This is a genomic window from uncultured Roseivirga sp. (genome assembly GCF_963973945.1).
Classification (GTDB): domain Bacteria; phylum Bacteroidota; class Bacteroidia; order Cytophagales; family Cyclobacteriaceae; genus Roseivirga.
Genome location: NZ_CAXBBV010000008.1, coordinates 86867 through 108499, shown reverse-complemented (window position 1 = coordinate 108499; position 21633 = coordinate 86867). Strand labels below are relative to the sequence as shown.

Annotated in this window: 17 protein-coding genes; 8 read left to right on the top strand and 9 right to left on the bottom strand. The window is 37.9% G+C overall.

Going from position 1 to position 21633, the window contains the following annotated elements; translation table 11 throughout:
- Positions 1-4: 4 nt before the first annotated feature.
- A complete protein-coding gene (locus AAC026_RS13825) occupies positions 5-787 on the bottom strand; it encodes a sensor histidine kinase (RefSeq protein WP_339699099.1) in 783 nt (260 codons plus the stop codon).
- Between the two features lie 631 nt (positions 788-1418).
- Positions 1419-2165 carry a hypothetical protein gene (locus tag AAC026_RS13820; RefSeq protein WP_339607073.1) on the bottom strand — a complete coding sequence of 249 codons (747 nt, stop codon included), beginning with the start codon at positions 2163-2165 and terminating at the stop codon, positions 1419-1421.
- Positions 2166-2442: 277 nt separating this feature from the next.
- On the opposite strand from AAC026_RS13820, the gene AAC026_RS13815 reads away from it, so the two are divergent.
- Together AAC026_RS13815 and mnmA are read left to right on the top strand one after the other, a co-directional pair.
- The gene (locus AAC026_RS13815) at positions 2443-3054 is read left to right on the top strand and encodes a hypothetical protein (RefSeq protein ID WP_339699096.1); all 612 of its coding nucleotides are present in this window, start codon (positions 2443-2445) and stop codon (positions 3052-3054) included.
- 172 nt (positions 3055-3226) lie between these two features.
- Complete coding sequence (gene mnmA / locus AAC026_RS13810; protein WP_339699093.1) at positions 3227-4429, top strand: tRNA 2-thiouridine(34) synthase MnmA; 1203 nt, start codon at positions 3227-3229, stop codon at positions 4427-4429.
- A 141-nt stretch (positions 4430-4570) separates the two neighbouring features.
- Here the strand turns inward: mnmA and gyrB are convergent, their stop codons facing one another.
- Both gyrB and AAC026_RS13800 read right to left on the bottom strand, forming a co-directional pair.
- The gene (gene gyrB, locus AAC026_RS13805; protein ID WP_339607070.1) at positions 4571-6526 is read right to left on the bottom strand and encodes a DNA topoisomerase (ATP-hydrolyzing) subunit B; all 1956 of its coding nucleotides are present in this window, start codon (positions 6524-6526) and stop codon (positions 4571-4573) included.
- A gap of 104 nt (positions 6527-6630) precedes the next feature.
- On the bottom strand, positions 6631-6996 hold the full coding sequence (locus tag AAC026_RS13800; RefSeq protein ID WP_339607069.1) for a CoA-binding protein: 366 nt from the start codon (positions 6994-6996) through the stop codon (positions 6631-6633).
- A gap of 102 nt (positions 6997-7098) precedes the next feature.
- On the opposite strand from AAC026_RS13800, the gene AAC026_RS13795 reads away from it, so the two are divergent.
- Positions 7099-8307: a thioredoxin fold domain-containing protein gene (locus AAC026_RS13795; protein ID WP_339607068.1), complete on the top strand. Its 1209-nt coding sequence runs from the start codon at positions 7099-7101 to the stop codon at positions 8305-8307.
- A 94-nt stretch (positions 8308-8401) separates the two neighbouring features.
- Positions 8402-8974: a hypothetical protein gene (locus AAC026_RS13790; protein ID WP_339699090.1), complete on the top strand. Its 573-nt coding sequence runs from the start codon at positions 8402-8404 to the stop codon at positions 8972-8974.
- A 230-nt stretch (positions 8975-9204) separates the two neighbouring features.
- Here the strand turns inward: AAC026_RS13790 and AAC026_RS13785 are convergent, their stop codons facing one another.
- A complete protein-coding gene (locus AAC026_RS13785) occupies positions 9205-10782 on the bottom strand; it encodes an FAD-dependent protein (protein WP_339699088.1) in 1578 nt (525 codons plus the stop codon).
- 146 nt (positions 10783-10928) lie between these two features.
- On the opposite strand from AAC026_RS13785, the gene AAC026_RS13780 reads away from it, so the two are divergent.
- The gene (locus AAC026_RS13780; protein ID WP_339699086.1) at positions 10929-12125 is read left to right on the top strand and encodes a 6-bladed beta-propeller; all 1197 of its coding nucleotides are present in this window, start codon (positions 10929-10931) and stop codon (positions 12123-12125) included.
- Positions 12126-12138: 13 nt separating this feature from the next.
- Here the strand turns inward: AAC026_RS13780 and ppk2 (AAC026_RS13775) are convergent, their stop codons facing one another.
- Both ppk2 (AAC026_RS13775) and ppk2 (AAC026_RS13770) read right to left on the bottom strand, forming a co-directional pair.
- Positions 12139-12921 (bottom strand): polyphosphate kinase 2, encoded by a 783-nt coding sequence (ppk2, locus tag AAC026_RS13775; protein ID WP_339607064.1) that lies wholly within the window; start codon positions 12919-12921, stop codon positions 12139-12141.
- The gene (gene ppk2, locus AAC026_RS13770) at positions 12921-13820 is read right to left on the bottom strand and encodes a polyphosphate kinase 2 (protein ID WP_339607063.1); all 900 of its coding nucleotides are present in this window, start codon (positions 13818-13820) and stop codon (positions 12921-12923) included. The genes ppk2 (AAC026_RS13775) and ppk2 (AAC026_RS13770) overlap by 1 nt, the downstream gene beginning before the upstream one ends.
- Positions 13821-13941: 121 nt before the next feature.
- Between ppk2 (AAC026_RS13770) and AAC026_RS13765 the strand changes: the two genes are divergently transcribed.
- The gene (locus AAC026_RS13765; protein ID WP_339699083.1) at positions 13942-14721 is read left to right on the top strand and encodes a hypothetical protein; all 780 of its coding nucleotides are present in this window, start codon (positions 13942-13944) and stop codon (positions 14719-14721) included.
- 108 nt (positions 14722-14829) lie between these two features.
- Here the strand turns inward: AAC026_RS13765 and AAC026_RS13760 are convergent, their stop codons facing one another.
- On the bottom strand, positions 14830-15864 hold the full coding sequence (locus AAC026_RS13760) for a DUF1573 domain-containing protein (protein ID WP_339699080.1): 1035 nt from the start codon (positions 15862-15864) through the stop codon (positions 14830-14832).
- Positions 15865-15977: 113 nt separating this feature from the next.
- On the opposite strand from AAC026_RS13760, the gene trpS reads away from it, so the two are divergent.
- Together trpS and AAC026_RS13750 are read left to right on the top strand one after the other, a co-directional pair.
- Complete coding sequence (trpS, locus tag AAC026_RS13755) at positions 15978-16949, top strand: tryptophan--tRNA ligase (RefSeq protein ID WP_339699077.1); 972 nt, start codon at positions 15978-15980, stop codon at positions 16947-16949.
- 74 nt (positions 16950-17023) lie between these two features.
- Entirely contained in the window at positions 17024-17566 is a 543-nt protein-coding gene (locus AAC026_RS13750) for a hypothetical protein (RefSeq protein ID WP_339699074.1), read from the top strand.
- A gap of 3 nt (positions 17567-17569) precedes the next feature.
- Here AAC026_RS13750 and AAC026_RS13745 read toward each other — a convergent pair whose 3' ends face one another.
- Positions 17570-21442 (bottom strand): T9SS type A sorting domain-containing protein, encoded by a 3873-nt coding sequence (locus AAC026_RS13745; protein ID WP_339699071.1) that lies wholly within the window; start codon positions 21440-21442, stop codon positions 17570-17572.
- Between the last annotated feature and the right edge of the window lie 191 nt (positions 21443-21633).

The following is a 21633-nucleotide window of genomic DNA, read 5'->3' as shown; positions in this document are numbered from 1 at the left end:
TAGATTAAATCTCAATTCTAATTTTTGTCCCCCCATTCTTCGGTTCAATAATTTCAAGCCGTCCGTTCAATATACTTATTCTACTTTCCATATTTTTCAACCCTAACGAATTGCTCTTTTGAAGTACAGCACCTGACGGCATTCCAATACCATTGTCTATGTATTCAAGTATGGTTTTCGATGCGGAACTCGTTAGTGTTAATTTTACCTCGGTGGCCTTTGAATGTTTCAAAGCATTGTTTAGCAGCTCTTGTACAATTCTATAAACTGAAAGTTCTTCACCCTTACTTAATAAACCATTTGAGTAATCTGTGGTAAGGTGTACTGAAAACTCGGCAACTTCATTAACCTGATCAGAAAAGAAACGAATGGCTTCTACAAGACCTAAGTTATCTAATATAACAGGACGCAAATCTTGTGATATTCGCCTTACCGAATGAATAGTTTCATCGAACAAATGATTCACCTTGTCGATTAGGTTTAGGTACTGCCCTCTATCCTCTTCTAGTTCCAACTGATTAAAATACAGCTTTGTAGAAGAAAGCATTGCACCAACTTCATCATGTAAATCTCTGGCAATTCTGACTCTTTCAAGTTCTTGTGTTTTAAGCGAAGCCTTTAACAAGTCTAGTTGGTGAGCTGCCTCCAACTCTTTATGTTTTGTTTGTTGTGCCAAAAGTCTTCTTTGATAAACCACTATAAAGAAGATTATGGACAGGGCAAGCACAAACATGCCCAACATACCTACCAAAAGTATATTGGTGTTTAATTCGCTGACCTCATCCATAATGCAATACTTAAAAGTGAATAGTAGAATATATTGAAGCAAACATGAACCACCCAAATGCTCATTGTATCGCTGATTGATTCCGATACCAATAGGTTTCCGAAGGTGAACAAAACTAGGCTACTCGAAAAATAAATAAGCACGCCTGTACTCACCCAAAACATAATACTTTTTTCTAAATGAATCAGTTTTGAATCTTTCAGAGTCTTATAAAAGTATAACAAGGATAAAACAACCAAAATAACACTGCTCAACGTGGTTACATTGGAGTTAGCAGTAAAAAGGCTTTGTAAAAAAAGAGCGTTGAATATCGCAAACCCTAAAAACCCGCCTAAGGTCCAATACAGAAACTTATTAGAAAAACTTGGATATAAAGCCCGATAGTAGATTGTGAAAATTAAACTGAACTCGATGATTGCATAAAAATGAAAAACAGGAAAGTTGTTCATTTCCTTTCTCCATAAAACCTCAGAAACTGTTTCAGTTATTACCGTAGCCAGAATCAGCCAAAACAATAATCGTTGAGTATTTGATAGCTTGTTAAAGCGGACCATCCCTATAAACAAACATAGCCCTATAAGAATATAGGGCACTATAACGAGTTGTGAATAGAATTCTTTTTGATCCAAAACTATTCGTTACAAGTTGAAGGACAGGGTTTTAAATACTCAATAAAGATTGAGTCGTCTTCATCGTCCATTAATGATATGTTTGAGCGCATTCCGAGTTTAGCAACTCTCAACAATTCTTCATCATCCAACTTTTCAATTACAAGTTCAATTACTGGTGAAAAAGTAAAAGCATATTTGTCGGAATACTTGTTCATGTCTGCTCCTAAATGAAAATGAAGACTCTTCATTTTTGAGACAATTCCTTTGTCTGTTAGAATACTGAATAAAAGGTCATTGATCTCCCTTGTAATCTGATAGCTATGTAAACGCTGTAATTGCGGTGAATTCTTATCAGTAGACACAGCAACAAAAAGGTCATCAATCATAGATTGATCTGTCATTAACCAGTTGTTTGAAAGTGCCTGTTTAAAAGACTCAGGCACAATCCCTTTAGGCTCCTCTTCTAATATAGAAAAGTCATCATAAGTCGGTTTACCAATAGTACCTATTACGCTAAATACAGGACTGAAAGACAACTCTTCTGGTTTTGCCTGGGCCTTACTCAAGCCCATATGAATTGCCATACTCTTAATATCATTCTTTAAAAGTGAGGCTTTTAAAGAATCTGTTTTTAAGGTCATTGATTGAACCCTTTGATACTGGGAAGATACATCCTTTCCCTTGATAAAATGGAAGTGATTAACCAAACGAGAGATATCACATTTCTTCCAATTGTCAATATAGTCAATAGCCTTTTCTACTTGCATAGTACAATATATTTAAAGTGAAGTACAAGCCGAAATTGAATAGAAAACTTGGTTAAAGCAAATATATTGAACTAGCAAAACAATCATTTAATCAACTGTAATTCAGTTGATTATACCGATTTACACTTGAAACAACTCTCATAAAAAGGTGGAAAACAACCGGAAATTCAGGGGTTTTCCCGTGGTTTTACTTTCCATTGTTTGCACGCTTACCTGAGCCTACCCAACGCTCTACCTTTACTTCATAATTTTTTCTAACCAAATAAACTTTACCATTATGAAAAACAAGAACACAAACTCTTCTAGTAACCAAATCCAAAACTTTGGATTAAGTGTACATGCACAAAATGATATGAATAAGATTTTGTTTCCGGATATGATTCGTGACCCAAAACTTTACATTAGATTCATGAAAGACCCAAAAGGGGTGTTAGCCGAGTATAAAATTGATATACCAACTGACATGCAAATCAATGCTATTGTTCCACAAAGGAACTTATCCCATGTTTTTATGCCGGTTGAAAAAACAAATGAGTATTTAAAAGAACTTGGTGAAAGATTAGCTGCAGAACTTGGTTCGGGTACAGAGCCTTATGTTCAAGTTGAAGCACAATGGTGGGGATTGGTTTTCATCTTATCTGATCAAGCTGCCAAAGATCTTGCTTCGGGACAAGCGGGGCTTACAACTGTGCTAGGAGCTATTACTGGTGTAATTTCAGTATTACCTCCTCCAGCAAATACCCTAGCTATTATTCCAGGTGTTCTTACTGCAATACTTGCTGCTCATGCTGCACTAGTTGGTTTAATGAATAGAGGAAACGGAGTCTACATTACAGCTCTGTGGCCCGTAATTCATTCTCCAATACATTGGATTCCCACACCAAGATAAATGCTTAAAAAGTGTCACGAATGCTTAAGTTTCGTGACACTTCTTTTCTTAATCTCCTAAAATAGTATTTCCAAGCAAGGCTTTTTGACTTAGAACATAAGGCATTACTTTTTCACTTTCAAATCAACTATTTTTGCAAAAATGATGTTAGCCTAATTCATAATTCAAATTAATGGCAAAAAGAGTAGTTGTAGGCCTTTCTGGTGGTGTAGATTCAAGTGTTACAGCACATTTACTGATTGAGCAAGGTTACGAGGTAATTGGAATGTTTATGCGCAATTGGGTAGACGATTCTGTGATTATTTCGGAAGAATGCCCTTGGGTAGAAGACAGCAATGATGCTTTGGCTGTGGCTGAAAGACTTGGAATTCCTTTTCATGTAATCGATCTGAGTGAGCAGTACAAAGAGCGTATTGTAGATTATATGTTTGCTGAATATGAAAAAGGTCGTACTCCAAACCCTGATATTCTTTGCAACCGCGAAGTGAAATTTGACATTTTCTTGAAAGCTGCCATGAAGCTCAAAGCAGATTTTGTGGCCACTGGCCATTACTGTCAAAAGGAAACTATTGTTGAAAATGGAAAGGAAATTCATCGGCTTTTAGCTGGAGCTGATCAAAATAAAGATCAGTCCTATTTCTTGTGTCAGCTAAGCCAAGAGCAATTGGCCAAAGCACTTTTTCCTATTGGACATTTACAAAAACCCGAAGTAAGAACCATTGCTAAAGAGGCCGATTTAATTACAGCCGACAAAAAGGATTCACAAGGACTTTGCTTTATAGGAAAAGTGAGGTTGCCTGATTTCTTACAGCAACAGCTTGCACCTAAAAAAGGCGAGATACGTGAATTAGAGCCAAATTCAGCTAATTTCAGTTCTTTCTTTGAAAAAGAGATGTCTCATTTTGATACAAAACTAGAAGAGCTAAAACACCTTTCAAAGCCCTATGAATATGCATCTACAGATGGTAAAAAAATAGGTGAACACAATGGAGCTCATTATTTCACTATTGGTCAGCGTAAAGGTTTGGCTGTAGGTGGAACGCCAGAACCACTTTTTGTGATTGAAAAAGACACGAAGGAAAATGTGATCTATACTGGTCAAGGTGAGAACCATCCTGGGCTATTGAGAAAGGGACTATTTGTACCGAAGGAGCAAGTGCATTGGGTGCGTCCAGACTTGGCTTTAAAAGCAGGAGAATCTAGAACTTATGACTCCCGTATTCGATATAGACAGCCCCTAGAAAAAGCTGAGCTTTTTATGGAAGAAAATGGTCTTTATGTCATTTTTGAAAACCATCAGAAAGGGATTGCCTCTGGACAGTTTGTGGCTTGGTATGATGATAACGAGTTGATTGGTTCTGGCGAGATTCAGTAATTAAAGATCTTCTTTTGTTGTAGTTGTTTTTTAATTCAAACAATTGTCGCTAAAAAGCTCATTACAAATGATTTATATAAAATAGAAACCCCGTTAACCTTGAGAGATTAACGGGGTTTTTAAATCTATGGCTACAAGGTCTTAAACGTCAACCTTAGCGTATTTTGCGTTTTTCTCGATAAAGTCTCTACGAGGTGGAACTTCATCTCCCATAAGCATAGAGAACAAGTGATCTGCTTCCACAGCTGACTCTACGGTTACACGTTTCATACTTCTAGATTCTGGGTCCATTGTAGTTTCCCAAAGTTGCTCTGGGTTCATTTCTCCCAAACCTTTATAGCGCTGAATACTTACAGAATCTTCTTTGCCAGAATCTCCAGCCATTTCTTTAGTCAGTTGAGCTCGTTGCTGCTCATTCCAGCAATAACGTTGGTCTTTACCTTTTTTCAGCAAATACAAAGGAGGAAGCGCTATGTATAAGTAACCTGCATCGATCAAAGGTCGCATATACCTAAAGAAGAAGGTTAAAATCAAAGTACGAATGTGACTTCCATCAATATCCGCATCCGTCATAATTACGATTTTATGATAACGCAATTTGGTCATGTTCAAAGCCTTATCGTCTTCTTCGGTACCGAAGGAAACACCCAATGCTGTGATCATGTTCTTGATCTCATCATTATCGTAAATCTTATGTTCTTGTGCTTTTTCTACATTCAGAATTTTACCTCTTAATGGAAGAATTGCTTGGAAATTTCTATCTCTACCCTGCTTGGCAGAACCACCCGCAGAATCTCCCTCAACAAGATACAATTCGCAAAGCGCAGGATCTTTTTCAGAGCAATCGGCAAGTTTACCTGGCAAGCCAGTACCAGAAAGCACATTCTTTCTTTGTACCATTTCACGTGCTTTCCTTGCGGCATGTCGCGCTTGTGCTGCAAGAATCACTTTTTGAACAATGGTTTTAGCGGCTTTAGGGTTTTCCTCTAAGTAATACTGAAGGGTTTCTCCCACGGCAGATTCAACTGCACCCATAACATCATTATTACCGAGCTTAGTCTTGGTTTGACCTTCGAATTGAGGTTCTGCTACTTTTACAGAAATAATGGCCGTAAGCCCTTCTCTAAAGTCGTCTCCGGTAATGTCTATTTTAACCTTATCCAGCAAACCAGATTTATCTGCATAAGATTTTAAGGTTCGGGTTAAAGCCCTTCTAAATCCAGAAACGTGAGTTCCACCTTCAATGGTGTTAATGTTGTTTACATATGAAACCACATTTTCAGCATAAGATGAGTTATAACTCATGGCTACCTGAACAGGTACTTCGCCCTTAATATTTTCAATATAAATTGGCTCTTCAATCAGCTTTTCGCGAGTAGCATCTAAGTACTCAACAAACTCCTTCAAACCGCCTTCAGAATGGAATACTTCACCAATGAAGTTTCCTTCTTCGTCTTTTTCTCTTTTGTCTGTAAGTGTAATTGTGATCCCTGCATTCAAGAATGACAGTTCTCTTAGTCTTCCTGCTACAGTTTCGTATTTGTATTCTAAAACCGTAAAAATATCACCATCTGGTTTAAAATGAACAGTAGTACCTGTTCTATCAGAAGTGCCTATTTCTTTTACCGGGTACTTAGGAATGCCTATTGAATATTCTTGCTGGAATTTAGAACCACCACGTTCAACAGTCACTAACATCATTGATGAAAGCGCATTAACGCAGGATACACCTACACCATGAAGACCTCCAGAAACTTTATATGTGTCTTTATCAAATTTACCACCAGCATGAAGTACTGTCATTACAACCTCTAGTGCTGATCTACCCTCTTTTTCGTGCATATCGGTTGGGATTCCCCTACCGTTATCTGTTACGATTACCGAATTATCTTCTTCAATAGTAACTGTGATTGTATCGCAATGGCCTGCTAAGGCTTCATCAATAGAGTTGTCTACTACTTCCCAAATCATATGGTGAAGTCCTTTAACTCCAATATCTCCAATATACATGGCTGGCCGCTTTCTAACCGCCTCTAAACCCTCTAATACTTGAATGTTAACCGCTGAATATTCTTGATTCTTTTTCTCTTCGCTCATTGTGAATAAAAACTGTTAAAAAAGGAGGTTACGGTCGGTTTAGGAATTAAATCTTAAGGATTTTAGACCGCCCTCATACAACGTACGAAGATACGTAAAATAACTTAGAAATTGCCCACTGAAAGCATCACTAAAGTACAGGCTTCTTCACAAATTATACCTTGAGCTTCGGCCTTCTTTTTAAGTTCCTGATTTTCAGTTCCGGGGTTGAAAATAATACGCTTTGGCTTCAATGAAAGGATATAATCATACCATTCAGTTTGCCGCTGTGGATTGATGTAAAGTGTAACAGTATCTACTTCTTCTATTTCAGGTTTATCATGAATATTCATAATTGATTTACCCAAAACTTGGCCTTCGCTAATACCAACAGGAATAAACTCATGACCATGATCTTGAAGTCTATTTGCAGCAAGGAATGCGTAATTATTGGTTTTAGGATTGCTCCCTATGATTACCGTTCTTTTCACTTAACTATAATTAACGATTGACATGAAACTAAATGAATAACTTTGCACTTGCAATGTGAGTATAGTACACACGTTATCCAGTTCCGAACATCCAAAAGATTTATGAGAGTTCCATTATTAGCAATATCATTTTTCATCTCCACCTTAAGCTTTGCCAACGATACACTTAATTTCAATGAAATCACGAGTGAAAAGGATTGGCAAAAAGTACTTGAAATGGCTAAAGCACAGAAAAAACTTTTGTTTGTAGATGCTTATGCCGACTGGTGTGCTTACTGTCATCAATTAGATGAAGAAGTATACACTAACGAACAGGTAATCACATACTTTAATGAAAATTTTATTAATGTAAAGTTTGATACTGAATCGGAATATGGAGAAGTATTGGCCTATGCATTTAAAATATCTAGTCTACCGACTTTACTCTTTCTAACCGAAAAGCAAGAAGTATTCGATACCGTTTTGGGTTTTGTTCCTGCTCCGCAACTAATGGCGTATGGACAAAGAGCGGTAGATGATTACGCCTTACTTCCTGAGTTAGAAGAGAAATATGATGATTTGATCGCCACCAGTGAGGAGAAGCTAGAACTGATCCGAATTCTCGAGGGCAAGAACTTCGAACGAGCTGCTGAAGTCGCAAAAGACTACATCAGTCAGTTAAAGCTTGATGATTATTTAAACAATATTGAAAACCTTTGGCTGGTGTCTAGGTTCGAGAACCAACTAAGTTCTGTGCCCTATAACTATATCACTAACAATAAAGACCTGATTGTTGAAGCACATGGTTTAGATGAATACCATGATTATTTCAAAACCGTTTATAATGACAACCTCCAGTTGGCCATTAAATACGGTGATGAAAACTTACTCTATCAATTAATTCGTGAGGTGATCCCTCAATTTCTCTCAGAAATGGAAATTCCTGAAGCCGCCTTTATTACCAAAAAGATATACTTTGGACAACGAGAGAACTATCAAAAATATCAGTTTGAAGTAAACAGCTACATGAATAACCATGTGGACGAAGATTCAAAAGTCGATTTCTTGTTTAGCAATGGTCTTGAAATTATTGAGGATGAAGAAGATATTTCAATGCTTCAGTTCGCTGCCAATTTACTTACCCAAGCTGCTGCAATAGATCCTACTCACTTTGAAGCTGCTGCGCTTTTAGGTTATGCCAAAGGCTTGTTAGGTGATTATGATGCGGCCATTGAACAATTAGAAAAGGCTAAAACCATTGCCCAAAGTGATGAGCAAAGAGAAATGGCTGACAGCCTTATTCTGGCTGTTCAGCAAATGAAGGGGAATTAGGTTAGGGTAACAACGGGTCTATTTTATTTGATGGATGGACATCCTAGTATCATAGTTTTCAAGAAATTTAGACCATAAAAGGGATTAAAGTTCTATGAAAAACAGCAATTCATTCTCAACAAAAATGGCCTCCAAAAGCTCAGATGAATTGAATAGTATAATTTCATCAGGTAGTGCATATCTTGAAGAAGCAAAGACTGCCGCGCGTTGGGAGTTAGAAAAACGAGAAAAGGACGGAAGGTTAGCTAAAGAAATTGAGCATAAGAAAAACCCTTATAAGGGAGAAGAGCGATACGATGAGTTTAAAAAGTCCATTAGTGTAACATCTAGCTTCCGGTTTAGGCCCATTTTTACCGAAACATTCACCTCTTCAAGTGATAATGACTTAATCCAACAAACTGCCATGGCGGTTTTCAAAAGGCTTGAATGGGCATTGGTTTATATTGACTCAAAACATCTAGAAGCAAGAAGAGCTAATGATGCAAACAAACCGTGGACAGAGAAGATAATGGTCAGTATCACTAACACAGGGCAAGTTAGGGTTGAAAGCACTTCTCTAAAGGATACTTTTTTTGATCGAGGCCTTAACTCAAAATGCGTCAAATTATTCATTCATGTTTACAAAGAGATTGAGACCGAACTTAAAAAGGCAAAACTCAACAATTGACTGAAACTACAAAATGAAAACATTAAGCTTAATCGGGGGAACTTCTTGGTATTCCACAGTAGAGTATTACCGAGGTATTAATCAGGAGGTGAACGACTTCAACTCGTAGGAGCAGAATCCTTATGTGCTACTCAAATACACCTCACAATGTATTTCAAGATAACCAATCCTCGTTTGCAACGAGGACTTCAGCTAACCTCTAATCTACCTATTCTAACTCCATCCGTTCTTTACTTTCTTTTCAAACCAGCTATCAAGCTTTCAGCACATTTCTCGCCATCCATAGCAGCAGAAACAATGCCTCCAGCAAAACCTGCTCCTTCCCCACACGGGAATAAGCCTTTGATTTCCACATGCTCTAAGCTGTCTTTATCCCTTGGAATTCTTACTGGCGAAGAAGTTCTGCTCTCCACTCCCACTATTTGCGCTTCGTTAGTGTAATAGCCTTTCATTTTTTTAGCGTAGCCTTTAAAGGCGTCTCTCAACCTCAAGTGAATCGACTCAGGCAACACTTCACGCATATCTACAGACATTAATCCTGGCTGATAGGAAGTGTCATTTAGGGAAGATGAAACCCTACTATTGACAAAGTCAGTCATGCGCTGTGCTGGAGCTGTTTGGTTTCCACCTGCAATCTGACAAGCACGTTGTTCTATTTCTCTTTGGAATTCCATTCCCGCCAAAGCACCAAATTTGGAATATGCGGTAAGGTCTTCCAATTCAACTGCCGAAACAATTCCAGAATTGGCGAAGGCTGAATCCCTTCTTGAAGGACTCATTCCATTGACTACGATTTCGCCCGGAGCAGTAGCGGCAGGCACAATAAAGCCTCCCGGACACATACAGAAACTAAATACGCCTCTTTGTTTGCTCTCATGGTAAGTCTGATGAACAAGTGCGTAAGAGGATGCTGGCAAAAAATCACCCCTATCGGTATCGCAATGGTATTGAATCTTGTCGATTAGCGATTGAGGATGCTCAATTCTTACGCCCAAAGCGAAAGGTTTGGCTTCAATCAATACCTCATTCTTCTGTAGTAAATGGAAAATATCTCGAGCGGAATGACCCATAGCCAGAATAACACCTAAGCCTTCTACCTTAGAGCCGTCTGCCAAAACCACTCCTGTCATTCTTTTTTCCTTGATAATGAAATCAGCAACTTTGGTATCGAAATGAATTTCTCCACCAGCATCCATAATGCTCTGTCTGATTTCTTGCACCACTTTAGGCAACTTGTTAGTGCCAATATGCGGATGTGCATCTACCAAAATATCTTCAGTAGCACCATGGGCGACTAAAATCTCTAAGGTTCTGAGAATGTCGCCACGTTTTTTGGAACGAGTATAAAGTTTACCGTCAGAAAAAGTGCCTGCCCCTCCTTCTCCAAAACAATAGTTGGATTCAGGGTTCACTATATGCTCTTTGTTGATGGCAGCAAGATCGCGTCTCCTTTTCTGTACATCGCTACCTCGTTCAATAACAATGGGCTTGTAACCCAATTCGATCAAACGCAACGCGGCAAACATTCCAGCTGGGCCAAAACCTACTATAATAACTGGTTCGGCATTAGTGACCACCGGATAATCTCTTTTATAGGAAATTACAGGCGGAAGCTCTTCGTTAATAAAAACTTGCGCTTCAATATTGACTTTCACATTGCGTGAACGTGCATCGATAGAGCGTTTCAAAGCCCGTACCTGAGCACTTTTGGGGTTGGTTATGTTGGCCCTTTTCAGAATAATAGCCTCAAATACTTCTGGATTGAACGCTTCTTCGGGGCGAAGTGTAGTTTTGATAGTCTTTTGCATAGCGTAGAGTATTTATCTCTAAAGTGATTGTTATTTTATCTGCTGCAAAGTTAGATTCAAAACATCGACAAACCTACTGCCTCACAACATGGTTAGCGGCTTGGTTTTGATCAGAACACAGAAATATATTCGTTAAGTTTATATTTATGAAATCAACCAAAGAGACACTTTTAATTTCTGGGTTAATCGTCATAATTATTTTTCTGACCTCATCCTGTGGCTCTAATTCTGGCAAACAGAGCTCCGAGTCTACTTCTGAAGGTATTGAGGTGATTTCTATTGCTGATATCAAGGTAAGTAAACTGTCGGATGTAATTGATAACATCAGTTATACCGCTCTGAAAGACCACCCAGAACACCGTGCCTACAGAATTGATAAGGTTTTGATTGAAGATGGGTTGATTTATATTTTTGATTACTACTCAGGTCGATCACTGTCGGTTTATGATTTAAAAGGCAACTTCCAATTTGCCATTACCAAACCAGGACAAGGCCCCAACCAATACCTATCAATTCAAGACTTTTTAGTGGACAAGAGCAAGGTTGAAGTGCTGGATGCTAGAGGAAAACTGGTGTTTTATGATAATCAAGGCATTTTTGAGAGGAGTGAAAAATTACCTTTCTCTGCACAAGCATTCTTAAAAAGAGGTAATGATTACCAATTTCAAACAGGTAAAATACCGAATGAACTCGGGAGAAATGGAAAGTCTTGTGAAGTGGTTCAATATAATTTGGAGACAAAAAAATCAGACTGTCTGCTCGAAATTCATAATGGAAAAGACCCCCACTCTTTTAGGGAGAGAAATATTTTGAAAAACACAGCTAGTAAAACATATTATGGCACTTATTTTAATGACACAATCTATGAAAAACAGGATAATAGTTTTGTTCCAGAAGTTATACTTGACTTCTCTCCTGACGCTTTACCTCCTGAAATGTTTGAACATAATTCTCCATATGACGACTATATTGGCTACTTGAATAAGAATAAGGATAAAGCTTATCATACTCCGAGTTTACAAGGGAACGCTAACTTCTTAATAACACAGTTTTCGAAAAGTAATAGTCACCATTTGATTTATGATATTAAGAATGGATCTAAAATCGTCTTAAAAACTACCGCTAAAAATGATGTTGACGGAGGCTTACCCCTTTATTGGGCTCATACAATTAATGATCGTGATATCATTATGATCTTTGATTCTGAAAACGTTCTTGCGAAGGCCTATAAGTTGCAACAAGAGAAAAGTAAGTTCAATCAAAAAGAACAGGCTTTTTTGAATTTCACTAATGCGTTTAACCCAGAAGATCCTTTGGTGATGATTTCATACCACCTGAAGTAAAGAGCATTACACGCTACTTATAAGGCACTTTTTCCAAAATATGCCTAATGACTTGAATTCTTGCAGAAGTCTTTTTATTAGCTTTCAACACAATCCAAGGATTGTTTTTTGTATTTGTTTCTGCAAACATTCTTACTCTGTACTCTGTATAGGAATCCCATAGCTCTTGCGCCATTTCATCCACTGGCGACATTTTCCAACGCTTCAATGGGTTTTCCATAATGTCTTTAAACCTAGAGGCTTGCTCCTTCTTTGTAATCGAAAAATAGAACTTCAATAGAATAATTCCATCGTTGGTCAACATGGTTTCAAAGTTATTAACCTCGCTCATAAAGCGTTCATATTCCTCTTTGGTACAAAAACCATTGACAGGCTCTACCACCGCTCTATTGTACCAGCTACGGTCGAAAAAAACAATTTCACCTGGGTTTGGTAAGCGAGTTATATAGCGCTGGAAATACCACTGCCCACGTTCTTGTTCTGAGGGCTTTGGTAATGCTACTACTCTATAGTTTCTGGGGTTCAAGTGGTGTGTAACCCTTCTAATCGCTCCGCCCTTACCTGCCGAATCTCGACCTTCAAATAATAAACAAATGCGTTTGCCTTCATTGATTGCCCACTGTTGAAGCTTGATAAGCTCTACCTGAAATTCTTCAAGGCGCTTTTCGTATTTAACATACCGTAATACCTTTTCAGGATTGATATTGTTCTTATCCTTCAACAGTAGTTTAATGGCCTTGTTGCTGTTTAAGAGCTTCAATTCCTTATCAGTAAAGTTGTATTTTAATTCAGACATTATATCAAGTGATAAATTGATCGGTGGAACCTCATTACAATATTTGGATCGGGTAATACAACAATATCTGCATCTTTTTTCCCGGGGTACTCAAATTTAGATAGTACGTGGCGTATGCTTTCTAAGCGAGCCTGCTTTTTAGTATTGGTTTTTATAATTACCCAAGGGCTAAAACTGTTGTGCGTTTGGGCAAACATTTGCTCTTTATAGTAGGTGTACTTCTGCCACATTTCTTGCCCCTTCTCATCTACTGGGCTTAACTTCCATTGCTTTAAAGGATTTGCTCTTCTATCATTAAAGCGTTTCACTTGCTCGTCCTTACCTATTGAAAACCAAAACTTTATAATATGAACACCATCTTCAAAAAGCATATGTTCAAATTCTGGTACCTGACGCATAAAACGCTGATACTGCTCTTCATCACAAAATCCCATGACAGGCTCTACTACCGCTCTATTGTACCAACTACGATCGAAGAAAACCATTTCGCCTGCGTAGGGAAGTTCCTTTATATACCTTCTGAAATACCACTGCCCCTTTTCCAAATCGGTAGGTTTATTTAGGGCTACCACGCGCATTGATCGCGGATTAAGGTGCTCTGTAAATCGTTTAATGGTTCCGCCTTTTCCAGCTGCATCGCGGCCTTCAAAAATTACAGCAACCCTTTGTTTAGTTTCGGCAATCCAATGTTGAAGTTTAACCAACTCCACCTGCAGTTTTTCTAGTTGTTTTTCATATTCAAGGTTGTACAGTGCCTTTGAATAATCCCTCCCTTTTTCTTGAAGTAAACGCTCTAAATCAGCTCCGTTCTTAATATTCGAGAAATCTCGATTATCAAGCATTTGATCGTTGGTTAACTTATTTTGAACAGAATCATCTGTTATTAAAAATTCGCCCATAATTGGAATTGGTTTCTGGCGTTAAAATAATCAAAATGGTTACACCCTTTGCATTAAGCTTCATCAATTCTGTGGAATTAAAAAAAAATATGCCCTACCTTCGCTAACTGAATAAAACTATATGAAACGATATCTATCTATTTTCACCCTTTCAATTCTTTCATTCTCAGCCACTGGTCAAGACATTCTAACAAAGCTTTCAGGAGAAACTATAACGGGAGACGTTAAGCTTTTAGCAAATTCAGATGGTATGCCATATGCAATAGTTAAAAATGGAAAAGATAAAGAAAAAGTAGAATTGTTTAGCATAAAAAACATTTCACTTCCAGAAATTGGTCTTGTTAAACCAATAAAGGTTGGGGAACAATATCGGTTTGGTTTGCTTGAAATTGAAGGTTATTTGAGTGTTTACAAATATTCTACGTCAAACAGGATGGATGATTTTGGAACGACAGCATTACAAAAATTTGGTGGATCTACGTTTGTACTACCTGGTATAGTGGGATTTAGAAAACTATTGAGTGATTACCTTTCTGATTGCCCTGAAGTATCAGATAAAATTGATGAAAAGGAATTAAAAAGAAACGACATAGATCAGATTGTAAATGATTATAATGCCTGCATTGCATTAAAAAATTCAATCGAACAAAATCCCATATCTTATAATACCAATGTCTCTAACATATCAGAGTCCAAACAAACCATGCTAAAGGACTTTGAGGCTTTATTGAAGTATTCTGAAAAGGTTGAAGATAAAGACAATGTAATTGACATGTTTTCTAACTTTTCATCAAAACTGAATAATGGAGAAAAAGCATCAGATTACCTTATTAATGCAATTAAAAACGCAATTAAAAACGACAAAAAACTAATGGAATTGATGAATAAAATCATCAATTGAAGCTAACTTTTATTTATTAATAGCCCAATTGACAATACACTTTGCCTTATTGATGTGAAATTTGATTTTCAGTCATACCTTCAAATATGACCGAAAGTCGATTAGGCTTTATTTAACATGAGCTCTAAAAGTAATCACCACAGTTGGTTTTCGCGGATCATTGCTAAAAATTGCCAATGTTTTTCTTTCAAAGCCCAATCGGTTTGTAGCATCAAAAGTAACTTCCATATCTACGGATTCTCCCGAGGCAAGAACTGCTTTATCGATATCATATTTCAAACATGAACAGTTGCTTTCAATCTTGAAGAGCTCTAAAGGTTCATTTCCTGAGTTAGACAGCTTAATCGTAACATTTCCTTTATCGTTAACTCCAAGCACTTTAAAGTCGTGATCTAAATCGCTCACCGATAAGTAAGGCGAGTCTGGGTTTGCCATTGTAGGCTTATTCTCTAATGTAAACTGAACCGGAATAGAGAAAATAAGTGAATCGTTTCTATCCTTCACTTGTACCATTTCCTTTACAAATCCAGGAGCTAACAAAGAATCTGTTTTGAGTACAACATTCATTTTCGCAAAGCTATTATGAGGAATAACCATGGGCTGAAAGCTCACATTATAATAGGCCGAAATACTGGCGTCAATCAAGTTAACTTCTTTACCCCCAAAATTATACAGTATCATTTCCGCACTCAACTGATCTCCAATAAAGCCTGACTTAAAATTAACCACTTGATATTTCGAACGAAACGGCCAAAAAACATTCCTATAGGCTTTAAAAACATCTTTAACGGGTGCTAGAATTCTTCCCGCCACAACATACTCCTTCAGAATAACCTCAGATTTACTTAAAACTCTCAGTCCTATTTTAAATCCCCCTATGTGGCCCTCTGTAGAAATGGTGAAAGGAATGTCTAAAGTTTCTCTTGGATCAGCTTTTATAGTTTTCTTTTCAAGCTTCAATCGCTCTTCTCCGGACCAAAAGGTAATCTGGATGGTATCGGCAGAGTTATTTTCCCATTGAAATTCACCATAAAAAGTATTGATTTCGCCATCAATCACCCCTACATCAATCAATTCTGGCGATTGAGCCCAAACTAAAGTGGAAATACAAATCAAGAAAAGAAGGCTACAGAATTTAGTCATATGCTATTGACGACAGGAGTATCTATTTTAATATATGTTGAAGAGCAAAAATAACAAGCCAAGACTTGAATCGACCAGTCAATAATCATTTATTTGTGACAAATATTAAATTCATGGCAAGAATCTTAACAGGTATACAAAGTTCGGGCAAACCACATTTAGGAAATCTGCTTGGGGCAATTATTCCAGCAATTGAATTATCGAAGGACCCAAAAAATGAATCGTTCTTCTTTATTGCTGATTTACACTCGCTTACAACAATAAAAGATCCTCAAACTAGAATTGATAATACAAATGCTGTGGCTGCTGCTTGGTTGGCTTTTGGATTCGACACAGATAAAAACACTTTCTATCGCCAATCTAGAGTGCCAGAAGTTTGTGAGCTTACATGGTATCTAAGCTGTCTAACGCCATTCCCAATGCTTGCAAATGCGCATTCGTTCAAGGATAAGTCCGATCGGCTTTCAGATGTTAATGCTGGATTATTTACCTATCCCGTGTTGATGGCCTGCGATATATTATTGTATGATGCCAATTTTGTCCCCGTAGGAAAAGACCAAAGACAACATCTTGAAATGGCCCGCGATATGGCCAATACTTTTAATAACCAGTATGGAGAAGTATTCAAGATGCCCGAGGCAAAAATCAATGATAAGGTAATGACCATTCCAGGCACTGACGGCCAGAAAATGAGTAAGTCGTACGGTAATACCATTGATATTTTTCAAGCAGATAAGCCGCTCAAGAAGAACGTGATGCAGATTGTTACGGATAGCACACCGCTTGAAGCACCTAAAGATCCTGATACGGATAACACTTTTGCTATCTATTCGCTGATCGCATCAGAGGCTCAAACTCAGGAAATGAGGGCCAATTATGAAGGTGGAAACTACGGTTACGGGCATGCAAAAACAGCGCTCTACGAATTGATTAAAGAGAAGTATGCCAAGGAAAGAGAAATTTTCAATTACTATATGGAAAATCTTGACGAGCTTAATAGAAAATTAGAAGAGGGCGAAGCTAAGGCAAGAGTAGTAGCAAGAGAAGTGTTGATAAGAGCAAAAAAAGCAGTTGGCTTTATGTAATAAAAATCACTCAGTTTATAGACCAAAGCACGTTTGAAACCGTTTATTTTAGAGAATTGCTTAATTTGAAAATTATGAAAAAGTTACTTTCATCTTGTTTGATTTTACTGGTCACATTTTATACATGGTCTTGTAGTGATTCTGGAAATGAAATTTCTGAGTTTACCGATAATGAAATGGAACTGGCCTTAATTCCAGGTTCGGTAGAAGGAAATACCACCACAGGGACTCTGAAGATTAGGGAAAGGAATGACGGGAAAGCTCAAATTGAAATTACTTTGAACAATGTGATTTCAGGAGCTGAGCACCCAGTACACCTTCATTTTGGTGACCTAAGCAGCGATGGTGATGTAGCTACTTTCTTAACTACTTTAAAAGAACAAAATGGCATTGGGAAAAGCGTTACTATTCTTGAGTCGCTTGATAACAATACCCAAATTAGTTATAACGACCTGATTCGTTTTGATGGAAGTGTTAAAATACACTTTGAATCCTCTGGTCCTCTTGAAAACGAAATATTAGGTTCTACAAACATTGGACTTAACTCAGACCAGAATCAGGCTTATTTTGATGGAACAAAAAGCATTACGGTTTGTAACTCTAATTTTGGAAACTAATCATTATCTAATAATGAATTTCTTGGTTTCTACCTTACCAAAGTAATTCACTATCAAGAAATATACTCCAGCAGATAGTTGGCTAGTTTCTTCAATTTCTGAAGAATCAGAAGTAAATTTCTTACTTACCAACACTTCTCCCTTTATATCTCTAATCATTAACTGAGGAGCCTCAAGTGCATTTTCACACCATATCCCAAGCCGCTCTCCTGTCTTAATCAAGTTTCCTTTTAACCCAAAGTCGAAAGCATTACTTCCTTCATAAAAAACACTGATCACTTCGGAGTATTCGAATTGCCCATTAAAATCAGTTTGCTTTAATCTATAATATGATCTACCTAAAATTGGGTCAAGATCAGAAGCACTGTATGAACGGAATGAATTGGTTGTCCCTGCTCCTTCTATGTACAGAATCGGGATAAATTCTTTACCATCTACCGATCTTTCAATTGTAAAGAGTTGATTGTTCTCTTCAATTGCAGTGACCCATTTTAAATTGACTGAGTTAATTAGTGGTGATGCCTTAAAAGAAATTAACACAATAGGTAGACGCTGAGAGGTGTTATCCATAGCATACAAATCTCCAAATCCATCCGCCTCGCTAATGCTTACTGTATTGTTGGTAGGGTTAACTGTTCCAGCTACAAACCAATCTAAAGTACCACCTGCAATAACCCTATAAAGTACTCCTACCATGTTGCTTTCTGTAGTTTGAGTAAAATCAGAAGCATCATAAATATAACTAGCGCTATAAACAGGGCTACTTATATTGTTTCCTGAAAGAGTCCAGTATACATCCAGAAAATCAGTAGCAGCAGTTCCGTCATCGTCACCCGCAGGTGAATCACCAGTATTATCTCTATCACGATTTGGATGAGCGGAATCCGTAATACTAAAATCAATTGAAGCCCCTCCTCCTATCGTTGCTGAATTTAAAGTCAATGTAATAGGTGAATATCGATCTCCACCAATGGGGACAAAGAATGTCCCAACCGCAGACAGTTCATACCTTAATACCCCGCCAGCGTTATCCTGAATATAACTTGATGCATTACCTCCTGTGATGGTTGAGCCTGATGACATGATTATATTCTGACCTCCCATTATTATATCCCCAAGAGTAAGTGTTAGCTGGTTGTCTACAGTGATATCGGCACTTGTAGTTACATCCTGACCATCTGCCTTGTTAATGATGAGGTTATAATAATTGTTTCCAGCATCTGTTGTAGGTTGAATAAGTTGATTACTTACAGTACGATTATAGGTAACGGTATTTCCAACTGCTGAGGCTGTAAATGATGTAATTGTGAAGTTTCCGTTCGACCCTCCATAGAGCATTGCTCCATTCGCGCCATTAATAAATGTTCCTGTTCCACCAAGGGCATCGGATATATCTACTCCCCCAGAGTTTGTGTTGGTATAACTAGCAGGTGCATCAATTAAAAAATCAGACATGGTATTCATTGCTCCTGTTCCAGAAATAGTTCCTGTAGCACTGGTAAGTGTATACACACAGCCAGCGCCATTACAGCCTGTAAATGTGCCGTCACTGGATATACTGCCCGAAATGGTTGGTGAATATGCAGCTGTTACGAGCCAAGAACCATTGGTATTTACATCAATATTATTGAAGTTGTAAGTTCCTGCAGCACCATCAATTGTAAAACTTCCATTATCTACTGTGACTGTACCGGAAGAAGCAATAGTAGCATTTGCTACAGTTATTACGCCTCCTGAAGCAATGTCCATATTCACAAAGGATATGTCACCAGTATTTAAATCATTCGTACCTCCATTTATATCGTAATCTCCAGATATGTTTACCGTTGTCCCTAAAAGACTCAAAGCACCGCTATTCACGGTTAATCCTCCAGAAGCATTCGAAAGTGTTAAAGTACCTCCCCTTAAGTCGACTGTACCTGTAGCCAGCGTCATGTCTGTGGCATCTACTGTCGAGGCTGTTGCTATTACGTTTAAATCCATGGTCCCACCCGTAATAATGATATCGCCAGTAATGTTCATATCTCCATCATTATGGTCATATTCACCAGATGACATGGTTAGGTCTCCTGAAATATTAATAACAGCCGTGTTATCATTAAAAAGGAGCTCTCCTCCTGCTATAGATATATCATTTGTAACGTTAAGTGTATTTGCTCCATTCATTAATAGCCTACCAGAATTGATAGTGACACCTCCAGCTGCATTTGTTACATTCATTGTACCAGCCCTCAGTTGGACATCTCCTATTGCAATGGTCATATCAGTAGCATCTAACGTCCCTCCATCTAAAAAGGCAGATCCATTAGTTAGGTTAAAATCTCCAGACACATTCACATCACCATCATTCTGATCGTAAAGACCAGTTCCCGAAGTAGTTATATCTCCTGTCACATCAAGTATGGCAGTAGCGTTATTTGGTCTTAAAATTCCCCCAGAAACTGTAATTGCCCCTGCTGAAACATCTGCTCCTGCATTAAGAATAGTAGTACCACTTTGTACTTCAATTTGACCTGCTACATCTAAGGTGCTTAAAATCACCACATTCTGAGCATTACTATTACTTGTAAGTCCTCCAGCAGCATTAGAAATAGTCATTGTCCCGCTATTCAAGGTAACGGCTGCATCCGTTATGGACATATCGGTAGCATCTAAAGTAGAAGAGCCTGTTTCGGAGATAATCATGGTGCCGCCAGTCAGAATAATATCGCCAGTTACATTTACATCACCTTCATTCTGGTCATAATTCCCATCAGACATTAATAGATTACCACCAATATTTACAATATTGCCTGTTGAAGTAGGAGCAAATTCAGCGTTAGCACCAGCAATACTTAAGTTTCCTGTCACAGCTAGCGTTCGGTTGTCCCTCACTCTCATTTCTCCAGAGTTTATGGTTAGGTTATTCTCAACAGACACATCATTATTGAGTACTTGAAGCAGAACACCATTATCCATGTTTACTATGAGGTCATAAAAAGGAAATGTGATATCAATATTTTCATTGGTTGTTCCCTGATAAGTGAATGAGCTTCCAACATTGTTCAGGTCAAAATTATCAAGAGTAAAGTTAGCGCCTCCCGCATGAGTGTTTACTGTAATAGAACCATCATTGATTAAAGTTCCAGATCCTACAATATCATCGTTCATTACCAATGTGCCATTATTAGTAATTGATACCGTGTTAATTATTAATCTAGATAAAGTAGTTGTACCCGTACCATCAATACTCTCGCCATCCCCAGTAAATGCATAATTACAACCATCTACTGTAGAACATGGGGTCATTGTATTTCCGCTATTATTAAGTAGAGAGCCACTAATAGCAAAATTTTGGGTGGAGTTATTAGTCCAAGTACCGCTTCCGTTGATTGTGACATCAATAAATGTATTATTAGAAGTTTGAGCCGTGGTGAATTCTAGGAGGCCACTAAGAACTGTTGGTCCGTTTGCTGTAATTCTAACTGCAATTACTTCTAAATGACTGGATGCGTTTACTGTAGAACTCCCAGTAATTACTATTCGGTGATTATTAGACGAACCAGATAATGTTGCCCTAGTTCCTACTGTAGAGTTGGCGATTAAGTTACCTCTGACATTTAATCTTCCTGAGCCTGCTGTATAGGCTAAAGTACCTCTATCAATGGTTAAGTTGTTGCAATTTTGGGTGGTGGTAGTTGCTATGTTAATGGTATGTCCGGTCTGGATAGTAACATTGTCGTCATTATCGGGAATACCGTCTGCGTCAGCCCCACTAACCAAGAGCCAACTCCCAGCAGCAGTCCAGTTGCCTGTAGCAACATTACTTTGGAAAGTAGCTTGAGCACTACAAAGTATACTGCACACAAATAATGTGACGGTAAATATAAATTTCACAGCAGTTTCGGTATTTAATCTATTTGGTTAATTCAGCACTAGTGCTAGGAATTATAATAGTCGTTTTAATAATCTCAAATTTGAGTAGAGCGGTGAAAGACGCTTTGAGCTTATTAAAATAATTGAGGTTCTGGCTGTAAAAGAACAAAAAATATTCGGATTTTCTAAATCATCTTTGACCAGAAAAATAG